The sequence below is a fragment of the Pseudomonas asuensis genome (genome assembly GCF_014646755.1).
GTDB classification, from domain to species: domain Bacteria; phylum Pseudomonadota; class Gammaproteobacteria; order Pseudomonadales; family Pseudomonadaceae; genus Chryseomonas; species Chryseomonas asuensis.
Window position 1 is genome coordinate 21339 of sequence record NZ_BMNW01000018.1, and the last position, 9280, is coordinate 30618.

Annotated in this window: 11 protein-coding genes; 4 read left to right on the plus strand and 7 right to left on the minus strand. The window is 49.7% G+C overall.

What is annotated here, in order from left to right; genetic code table 11:
• Positions 1–69 precede the first annotated feature (69 nt).
• Together IEX86_RS23035 and IEX86_RS23040 are read left to right on the plus strand one after the other, a co-directional pair.
• On the plus strand, positions 70–1011 hold the full coding sequence (locus IEX86_RS23035; protein WP_188868508.1) for a protein kinase domain-containing protein: 942 nt from the start codon (positions 70–72) through the stop codon (positions 1009–1011).
• 269 nt (positions 1012–1280) lie between these two features.
• Positions 1281–1484: a DNA adenine methylase gene (locus IEX86_RS23040; protein ID WP_188868509.1), complete on the plus strand. Its 204-nt coding sequence runs from the start codon at positions 1281–1283 to the stop codon at positions 1482–1484.
• A 155-nt stretch (positions 1485–1639) separates the two neighbouring features.
• On the opposite strand, the gene IEX86_RS23045 is transcribed toward IEX86_RS23040, so the two are convergent.
• Positions 1640–2818 carry a hypothetical protein gene (locus IEX86_RS23045; protein WP_188868510.1) on the minus strand — a complete coding sequence of 393 codons (1179 nt, stop codon included), beginning with the start codon at positions 2816–2818 and terminating at the stop codon, positions 1640–1642.
• A 225-nt stretch (positions 2819–3043) separates the two neighbouring features.
• Here IEX86_RS23045 and IEX86_RS23050 point away from each other — a divergent pair, with 225 nt between their 5' ends.
• Both IEX86_RS23050 and IEX86_RS23055 read left to right on the plus strand, forming a co-directional pair.
• Positions 3044–3694 (plus strand): recombinase family protein, encoded by a 651-nt coding sequence (locus IEX86_RS23050; RefSeq protein ID WP_188868511.1) that lies wholly within the window; start codon positions 3044–3046, stop codon positions 3692–3694.
• 56 nt (positions 3695–3750) lie between these two features.
• Entirely contained in the window at positions 3751–4041 is a 291-nt protein-coding gene (locus tag IEX86_RS23055; protein WP_188868512.1) for a hypothetical protein, read from the plus strand.
• A 54-nt stretch (positions 4042–4095) separates the two neighbouring features.
• On the opposite strand, the gene IEX86_RS23060 is transcribed toward IEX86_RS23055, so the two are convergent.
• From IEX86_RS23060 to IEX86_RS23085, 6 genes are all read right to left on the minus strand, one after another.
• Positions 4096–4362: a hypothetical protein gene (locus IEX86_RS23060; protein WP_188868513.1), complete on the minus strand. Its 267-nt coding sequence runs from the start codon at positions 4360–4362 to the stop codon at positions 4096–4098.
• A gap of 70 nt (positions 4363–4432) precedes the next feature.
• Complete coding sequence (locus tag IEX86_RS23065) at positions 4433–4603, minus strand: hypothetical protein (RefSeq protein WP_188868514.1); 171 nt, start codon at positions 4601–4603, stop codon at positions 4433–4435.
• Positions 4604–4893: 290 nt separating this feature from the next.
• Positions 4894–5133 carry a hypothetical protein gene (locus IEX86_RS23070; protein ID WP_188868515.1) on the minus strand — a complete coding sequence of 80 codons (240 nt, stop codon included), beginning with the start codon at positions 5131–5133 and terminating at the stop codon, positions 4894–4896.
• 57 nt (positions 5134–5190) lie between these two features.
• Positions 5191–5835, minus strand: coding sequence for a ParA family protein (locus tag IEX86_RS23075; protein ID WP_188868516.1), 645 nt, complete (start codon positions 5833–5835; stop codon positions 5191–5193).
• A gap of 564 nt (positions 5836–6399) precedes the next feature.
• On the minus strand, positions 6400–7188 hold the full coding sequence (locus IEX86_RS23080) for a replication protein RepA (RefSeq protein WP_188868517.1): 789 nt from the start codon (positions 7186–7188) through the stop codon (positions 6400–6402).
• A 1273-nt stretch (positions 7189–8461) separates the two neighbouring features.
• A partial coding sequence (locus IEX86_RS23085; RefSeq protein ID WP_188868518.1) for a hypothetical protein occupies positions 8462–9280 on the minus strand: 819 nt, incomplete at its 5' end.

A 9280-nucleotide genomic window follows, 5' to 3' on the forward strand; every position in this document is an offset into this window, starting at 1 on the left:
TTACTTATATTTGGAACCAATAAAAAAAATGGTTCACTTATATTAACCTTGATTAGTCATCAGTAACTCATGATGCTCAATAATGCATTGAATTTGCTTAGAAATAGATTCGATACACCCCAACGGCCTCAGACAGGAGCTATAGACCCTCACAGCGGTGGGCCTATAGCCAGAGACTATTTAGGTACTCGGGATGACTTATCCTCAGCGGGTATTATCGGTAGTAAAATTAACGCAGAAAGTGGCCACGCGTATATTACTCAAGAACGCCCTTCGGTTCACATAGTGGAACGGCTAGAGCTACCACGAAACTATGATCGAAACGGTAATCTTATACTCGGGAGTGGTACAAACTCGGTAAATATATCTCTTGCACGTAACCATCAGCTTCCTGAGGATCACGCTAATGCATACGTTGCTATGAAGACGTTCGTCGGTTATGAGCAAGCTGCTTTAGAGTATGCAAATCATCAGGCTTTAGGAGACAATCCTCGATTTGTTAAAGCCCTTGATGTTGCTCATGTAACAAGCGATGAGTGCTCCTATATGTTTATGGAGCGCATGACCGGGGGCGATGGTAAAGCCCACTTGGAGCAGATCTTTCGTGAACGCGCGCTCCGTCCCGATGAAAAAAAGGAGCTTATGCTTGATGCAATACATGGCTATTTATCATGTTTAAAAGCTATGCACGACAAGGGATTTAAGCATGGCGACATTGATATAAAGAATTTCTTTCACGATGCGGATAGCCATCGTGTAGCAATTGGTGATTTCGGCAGATCTAGACAAGCAAATCCTGCTCAACAAATTGATGAAGCGAAAGAGCTGGGCATGATGTTTAATCGCGATATTCGTCCTGAAGCACTTCGAGCTAGAGTTGATACTAAAGATTTGGACAACATTATTGGCGTGCTTTATGGCAGTCACCCTGATCCTCGTGTCAAAGAAGACCCTATAGGAATATTGTTGAAAAACTGGGCGCAGATTCAACCTAACTACTTAATCCAGTGAAGTAGAAAGAACTAATTTCACATAAACTCGAACAGTTTTTGAATTTAAGTCTCAGAGCGCAATTCGCTTGCTTCCACCTGTAGCAAATGACCCTAATGTCCAAGCTTGAACAGCAGACCTATGGCACCGCCACTTCAGCCTGCCTAAACTTCCTATTCATCGAGGGAAAACTTTCTGCAGCGCACCGAGCCCTGTCCCATACTTAAATTGAGCACCTGTCCTGGCAGGACTGCATCAAGAATTACGACAGCGAACATACGTTCTTCTACATGGATCTGCCCTACTGGGAAACAGAAGGCTACGGCGTGCCGTTTGGCTTTGAGCAGTTCGAGGAAATAGCCCGCATGCTAGGCCAGCTCAAGGGCAAGGCCATCATCAGCCTGAACAATCACCCAGCGATCCGCGAGGTGTTCAGCGCGTACCACATTGAGATTAGGATTAAAGATAGTTATCAGGTCACTAGTAATATTTAGATAAGTAGTAGTTAGACCTGTGGCTGCTCTACTCTGATGTATTCATTAGGGTGTACCCTAACGACCACATAGCTTTTCAAAGGCTATATTGCCTGAGCTAGCTTCTTATACTCTGCTAACAACCTATATAAGAAATTATAAAAATATAGCTTTATTTATATTTCATCTAAAATGTACTTGCTTCCATACATGCTTACCCATTCGTGCATGTTTTTATTTACCTCCAAATTGTGCTCTCGATGTTTAAATATTAATTTATTTTTAAAATTTAGCTCTTGCAGACCTTTCCCAGTCCAAGAATCAACAATCATGCCTTTGGGAAATTCTTTGCTTTTATTTATTACAACATAATTATGGCTTATTTCTTTATTGCTAAATATTGTAAAGTCTTTTATTCCTAAGCAATGTTGGATATGGATTGCAACTTCTAAAGCTTGCATGTCACAGTTAGAAAACCCAATCTCTCTACATTTCGTTAAACATTCAGTAAGCTGCGTAGGTGTCATCTCTATCCCACCTAAAAGCTTTCCATCTGAAGTTCTATTAATCTTATCGCGCTGTAACTTTGCTAAATTTTTTAACGTATCAGCTGGATAATAATGCTTTGCTGAATCTATATACTGTTGAGCCCGTTTTATAGTCATTCTTACATTACTATCCGATATAGAAGTATGGTTTAGACGAACTATTGCTGCTTGATAACCAGTAGTTGAAAGCTGAGTCCTAGATTCGATCAATTCTGATAGAGCCTGTAATCGTTTGGCCAGACTACTCTGGCTCTGAGAGTCAAAAGTGACTTTAAATACGCTAGAGGAAGGGTTTGAATGTGTTTCGCTCTGAGAAAGCTCTGGCTGTCTCAAATATCGTGTATCAAATTCTTTGGTAAAAGCTACCCCTTTTTCATCATTACGGTCAGGGTGAGAAAGGCATTTAGCGGCTAAGTATTTAAGCCCATTTCTGTCAGACTGGGTATACACTTCAAAGGTGCAAACCGGCTTGTTTTCTCCATTAGATGAAGATTTAGCATGATAGCAATGCCATTTATCATCAGGTTTAGAGACTACTTGCATGTAAGTAGGTACATCTGCTTCTTGTACCTCACTCTGCGGTCTAAGCAGGGCTGCTAACAAAGCTTTGTCCTCACTTCCAGAAAGTTTAAAGCTTCCTACTGGTACCGGGCGCCCATCGAGCGTGACGCTCTTTGGAATCATCGTGTAAGGCTCTTGCTTAGCAATGGAGGCGCCAGTAGACAACCCCGGACTTTGCAATGCGGTTCCTTGAGTAAATCCAGGCCAAGTCGGAAGGTGACAAATAGTTGTTCTGATAGGGATCATGAACAAAATCTAGATAATCAAGAAGACTTATAAGTGACAGTGTTGTCGCCTCGGTTCCATTAACTTCTTATTCAACTCCTATGCCACTATAGCTGTAGTCATTTGGGTATACCCCAGCGACTACACCCAAAACAGGCCTTTCAGGTGTAGCGATAAATAGGTAAAACGACTTATACGACTACACTTATAATTCGCTACACCTAACGACTACACCTAGGGCCTTAAATGTTCATTCGCGCTTACCTTCGAGCCAGCACCGACGACCAGGACGCTAATCGCGCTCGAAAGACGCTTCAATCCTTTGCAGCCGATCAAGGTGTGCGCATTGCGGCCTTCTATATAGAGAATGCCTCGGGCACGACAGTGGATCGCTCCGAGCTGCTGCGCTTGCTTGCTGATGCCTCACCTGGTGACGTGCTCCTGGTCGAATCAGTCGACCGACTGACCCGCCTTCCCAGACCGGCCTGGGAACAGTTGCGTAACCAGATCGCAGCGGCAGGCCTCCAGGTCGTCGCGCTCGATCTACCCATCACGCATGCCGTACTCAAACCTACGGGCGAGGACGGAATTCAGGAGTGGATGCTTAAAGCCATCAGCCAGATGTTTCTGGAGTTCATGGCTGCGTTTGCACGGAAGGACTACGACCTACGGCGCGAGCGGCAAATACAAGGCGTTGAGAAGGCTAAGAGCACCGGCCTGTACCGCGGACGTCAAACCGACCATGAGCAACGGCGCCGGATTCAGGACTGCCTAGCTAAGGGTTTCTCTGTTCGCAAAACGGCGGATCTGCTCGGCTGCTCGACCAGTACAGTGTCCCGGTTCAAACGGGAGGCTGCCGCGCTAATGCAGTCGGATGACCAGCTTTCTATGCTGTAAGGACTTCAAGCCCTTTAGAAAGCATAATGTTGTGCAGTTATGTATGAGGGCAGGTAATGACAGGGATACAACAACAGGAGGATCAGTCTAATGAATGGATTAAGGGAGTTCCTTCTAAAGACATCCAACGCGCTTGGTTGACGCTTCGTGAAGATAACGGCGGAGAGACTCGCTGGGTGGTCTTAGCCAAGCGTATTCGGGGCAGATGGGTTGAATACGATTATGATCAACGTAACAAAGCGGAATATCTCGCCTTTGAGGTAGAGGACGAAATCTATTCCTGGCAGCGCCTCAAAACGCCTAGTGCAGCTGTACACATGCCAGAGCCTGATCTGCGCCTCGAATAAATATACCTAATGACTATGAGGCTCCTATTAGGCTTCATAGTCATTCCAAGTTAGCTACCACTCCTCATGGGTGGCGATCCCCTCCCCTACTGGAATCCACTCCGCCTCCGGCATCCCCGGAGCACAAATCGCTACGCTGACCGTCTGGTTAGCACTTGGGTCTGATGGAAGTATCGCGGCATGTCGGAAAGGCGTGTAGTTCGGCGGGCGCATGTAAGAGTTAGCTGCACGGTGAAACTCCCAAATCCCATGCTTTCCCGCACTGCCTACAGATCGCTCAAGGTTTAAGGTTATACCGCTTTCTAGTCGAACGATGAGCATAGCTTCGTACCTTTACTGCGCTTTCCTATAGAGGATAGAGCGGAATATAATTAGCTAAATAGCGAATTCGCTATTTAGCTAATTTAGAGTTATTTTTATCCGGGCCAAGCAGATCATCAATCTGTGCTGCTAGATCCTGAGCCGCCGTGTTCTTCTCATCGCTCGCATAATACGCCACGTATACCTGGGCTCGTTTTAAAAGCGTTCTCAGCTGTTTAGTACAATCTTTTTCTTTTCCCATTTGCTCCCCCCTTCGCCAGTTGATTCAAAAGCAACACGCGAAACCGAGGGCGCAGCCTAGCCATATAGGCGGCAAGGTGCCAGCACGGCAATTTTCCGGCATCAGATAGGGAAGTATTGAGCACTGCTGTATACTGCAGATGTGACATATAAAAATCTCTCGCAGGATATTTGTGTGTTACAGATCAGCGGGGAGGTCAGAGTCCCCGCTGATCAAATTCATAATTCGCTAAATAGCTATTTAGCGAATTATTCCAAAGAAAAAGGTCAGAGCTTTTTCTCCGCTTTGAATTAGCTGTTCACTTTCTTATCTAGTTCAAGCAAGTATTCCAGATATGCCCTACCCGACTTCATGCGGTGGCGTAACCGTCTCTCCTGAAACTCAAGACGGAAGTCTTCAGGGACCTTGAAGTTCAAATCGACTAGATCCTTGGCTCCGACCTTTTGAGTATTCTCTGAACCCACAACTGGAGCACCTGCCGGTGGTGGGGTCCCTTTGCTAATGCCAGGTTTTTTGGTTGGTCCAGCCATTCCATATCTCCAGTATTATAGCTATTTAGCGAATTCGCTAAATAGCGTTTTAGCTAACTATTCAGTAATAGATTCGAGTTTGAGAATTGCGGCCTGTATGACTTCGTCCGCAGCATCTCTAGGCCCCTTGAATCGAGCCTCTATGATTGATAGGCCGCTGTCCTGAGCTTGGCGTAATGCCGGTTTCTCAGGAATCGTACCGGCCAAACATTCAAAGCGGGTATATCCCAGGTATTCGCGTGCTGCTTGTTGCTCAGCTGGAGATCCAGTTGTCCGGGACAATGCAAAAACAATTCGTTTAGGGTCCACACCATCCTTATCAGCCAAAGTGTTAGCTAGCACTGTCGTTGGCTCAAGATCATCAATAGCCAGGCCGGTAGGAAGGACAACGAGATCGGCAGCTTTTGCGATCTCTGCCGTTGTACGGGTAGCTTGTGGACCACCATCAAAAATCACTACGTCATAGCTGTCTACAAGCTTTAAAGCTTGCGCAGGACTACCGAAGGTCTGGACATCAATGACAGGTTTAATGTCAGCCCTTAATCGACGTTGATGCCATACGCGTGAGGTCGTTTGGTGAATATCCATATCAGCAATCAAAGTGGTCCATTCAGCACCGGCATATGCGGCTCCTAATGCACGTGAAAATGTTGACTTGCCTACACCACCTTTTTGAGACACAACGGCAATTTTTAAGGCCATTACTACCCTCCCTTATGAATCGCTATTTAGCGAATTAGCTAATTCGCTAAGAACGGTGCAAGCATAACTGGTTTAAAACCGAATGCAACATGTTTTAGCTATTTCGCTAAAACGCTAATTAGCGAGTATTAATCGCCAGAGTTCATGCGGGTTACAAGCTGCTCTATCTTGATCACCGGTGCGCTTTGCGCGCCTATGCCGTAAGGCGGCACCGTGAAGTGGCGAAAAGCCGAAGGCTTACAGCCTCTGGAGCGGTGCGGGTTCAGCAGGATGAAAATGCTTGGTCGTGCCTGGGGGACCCCCTCGCGCTTTAGCGCGACGATGGGGAGCATTTTTAATGGAGCATGGCTCCATTGCTGTTCTGTTTCTTTAACGGGCTGATTAATGAGTGACACCTAACATCAATAATTCCGACACTTAATTGAAACTGGAGAGATTCGGTTGGTTTTGTATTGCCATTACCAACATAGGTCTCGTCGATAAGACGCACTCACAAGTAGAAATTCAGCCAGGAAGGCTTAGCAGAAAGGACTTTAGGCAGAGGCGGAAAGGGTAGGGGCCTAATCAGGCTGCGCCGTATCGCTCGGTCAGGATCCGGTCGGCTTCTTTGTTTACTGCAGTAGCAGGCCAGTCGGGGTGCTTCAGCTGCAGCGCAATGGCCAGCTCGGTCCTCGCCTTCGACCAGGTCTGAGGATCAATCCTGGTTTGGCCTGGTCGACTGGATGACTTGTTAGCGGCTCGGTCACTCCGGCCACCGATCACCAGGTGAGTTCGTGCCCATTGAGTAAGTGTACCGCCGGCCTTGCTTGCCTTCTTGGCCAGGCGCTTTGTTGCCCGCTCCCGCTCATGCTTGAGCCATTCGGTCAGGCCAAATGCTGTAAATAAATGCTGAGACACGGCTTTGACTGCAGCCAGTCCTCTCCAGGAGCCGTCAGCCTGCAGCTGCCTGGGTTGGGCAACAGTCACGATGTTAGCCCGCTTCAGATCGGCCAATGCGCGCTCCATGCGGCGCTGGCTCATGCCAGTAAAGCTGCAGAGGTATTCAACCGTAAGAGACATAAAGCCGGTCGATGTTGGAACACCACATCGAAGGGAAGAGAGGTCCAGGAACTCAAGTATGACGGAAAGGGCAAGCAGACAAGCCTCGCGCCGCTCGCTGCGCTGCTGTCGAGTGCTTTGATTGGCTGCGTTTAAGGAGGGAAGGCAGGCAGGATTGCTGAAATAGCGGCAGATCCGCTCCTGCAGGGCGCGCAGGATCTTGGGCCGCTGCTTGTCGGTGCTGCTCCTTAAATCCAGGCGTGGTGCTGCAGGATCGTGGCCGCAGAAGTTGCCGCCGTTGTTGACCCGTGTCACATACGCCCTACCACACAACCGCCTCATTTACAGCCCAAGGGACCGCAACTGAGCGATGAGTGGCTTTTTTTCAGGTTGCACGAAAGTGCACTGATTGCCATACTAAGCCTCAGCTAAATGCGTTGTTGAACAGCTACAGATCCGCCAAGATTGAACTGTTCTGAATTGTTCAAAAAAGCCCGGTTCCAGCCGGGCTTTTTTGTGTCCGCAATATCTATCTACGCGCTACGCTTTTCTCCCCTCGATTGGCCAGCTGTTTCAGGCCGCTCCAGGTGCAATGAATTCTCTTTGCCGGGCGCATCTTCAGCCTCAGCCGTTTGGTCCAGACAAAAGACCGCCGCTTATGATGCACGGCGAAGCGACCCGGCGCAACGATGCCGCCATTCGACCAGTCACCATCTTGCCTGCCTTCCCTTGCTTTCCAGCCCTGCCACCGACCAACGGTAAGGCCTAGGCCAGCCGCACGCGGCTCGATCACGACAAAGGCCCGCACGGCAGCCCTGGTGCGCTTTTGGGAAATTTCCCATGCTCCAGCACCCGGCGCGCGCAGTTGTCCCCCCGCGACGCCTGCGGGCTAAATAGGTCGCTTTTTCTGCACCCCTGCACAGGCCTCTGTACGGCCCACGGCGGGGCCTGCGTGGCGTTTTCAGTCCCAATAAAACCCTGCAAAACCCTGCAGAGGTCCCCCTTTCCACGGCCCCCCTACGCGCCCATACGGCCTGTCTCTGCTTTTGCCTGATTTGAGCGCTGCGCTCTTCTCTCAAGCCGCTCCGTTTGGAACGAGCGAAAGATTCTCAGCCACCTCCGTCACTGATTACCCCGGCTCGCGTGCGAGACGAAGCCAGAGGCGCGCCGTGAAGCTGCTAAACGACGCCTGCGGCGTGCAGCAGCTGGAAGGGCGCTAAGACCTCCAGGCGGCTCTGTTGCTCCAGGGAGAACCCAGGGGACCCCGCGCGCCTGTAGGCGCGAAGTCGGGGAACATAAATTACAGAGGAGCCCGGTCTTACACCGTGCCTGGGTTATGCACAGGGCTTAAAGGCTCTGTTCTTTAAGCGAAGCGGGTACCACTCAACACTTTTTTTTGCATTTAACTCAAAACAGCTAAAGGGGGAACTGACCAGATTGACTCTATCGAGAACTGAATGGGTAGAAACGCATACCCGTTAGCGTGAATCTGGGGCGTTTTGAGAGGTTTTAAGAGGGCGGGAGGGTAATGACTGGGGTACAGGCGTGCAAAAGCCCCGCTGGGCAGCGGTACGTTTGAAAGGGAAGGCTATCGTCGAAAGAGGGCGTCTACCGCCTGGGTAAGCGCACTACCTGTCAGGCTGGGGTTTTGTTGGTTTAGCTGAACCGCAAGCTCGGCTCTTCTGCGGTTGAATTCAATCTGCTGCTCGTGCTGCTGGTTTTCTGTAGCGATTCGCTCACGTGTCTGGAAGGCACGACGACGCGCTTGTTTGGCTACGGCCGTCTCAGCTTGCTGTAGCGCCTTTTGTTGCTCCCGACGCTGGATCTCTTTGAGCTTTAGCCGGCGCTTTTCTTTCTTGCGCTCCCGAGCCTGCTTGAGCTGGTGAGCCAGGCCTAGCTCGGTAAAAAAACGCTCCCGCAGGATGATCATGGTGCGGGTGATCCAGCGCTTGCCATCATGAAACAGCCGCTTCTGCTCGCGGCGGATGTAGCGCGCTTTTTCCAGGAGTTTTAGCGTGCGCGAAAGGGCGCATTGGTGGATCTCGGCATCTACCGCAATACCGTTCTGCAGATTGAGGTGGAACTGACCGTCATTATCCATCCAGCCAAGCACCATTGTGGCGATATCGACACGGGCCATCATCGGCTCGGCGATTGCCGCAAGCTTGCTCCACACTTCCTGTCTGACACGGCGGCCGGAAAGGTGAACGCAATCAAGCGAGCGCAGCCATGCTCCCTTACGCTCGCAGGCCTCTATTTTGATCCGTCTTGCAGCTTCGCCCAGAAACGTCCGTCGCTGATCATCGGACAGCCTGGCGACATTAGTCTTGTCCCGATCAGGCAGTGGCTTACCCCGCTTGGACACTGGGAGGTAAAACGCAGAGGCCGGTGAATCGGCCGGTATTCG

Coding starts and splice junctions, on each gene's coding strand:
- IEX86_RS23035 (WP_188868508.1), top strand. CDS start 70: ATGATGCTCAATAATGCATTGAATTTGCTTAGAAATAGATTCGATACA.
- IEX86_RS23040 (WP_188868509.1), top strand. CDS start 1,281: ATGGATCTGCCCTACTGGGAAACAGAAGGCTACGGCGTGCCGTTTGGC.
- IEX86_RS23045 (WP_188868510.1), bottom strand. CDS start 2,818: ATGATCCCTATCAGAACAACTATTTGTCACCTTCCGACTTGGCCTGGA.
- IEX86_RS23050 (WP_188868511.1), top strand. CDS start 3,044: ATGTTCATTCGCGCTTACCTTCGAGCCAGCACCGACGACCAGGACGCT.
- IEX86_RS23055 (WP_188868512.1), top strand. CDS start 3,751: ATGACAGGGATACAACAACAGGAGGATCAGTCTAATGAATGGATTAAG.
- IEX86_RS23060 (WP_188868513.1), bottom strand. CDS start 4,362: ATGCTCATCGTTCGACTAGAAAGCGGTATAACCTTAAACCTTGAGCGA.
- IEX86_RS23065 (WP_188868514.1), bottom strand. CDS start 4,603: ATGGGAAAAGAAAAAGATTGTACTAAACAGCTGAGAACGCTTTTAAAA.
- IEX86_RS23070 (WP_188868515.1), bottom strand. CDS start 5,133: ATGGCTGGACCAACCAAAAAACCTGGCATTAGCAAAGGGACCCCACCA.
- IEX86_RS23075 (WP_188868516.1), bottom strand. CDS start 5,835: ATGGCCTTAAAAATTGCCGTTGTGTCTCAAAAAGGTGGTGTAGGCAAG.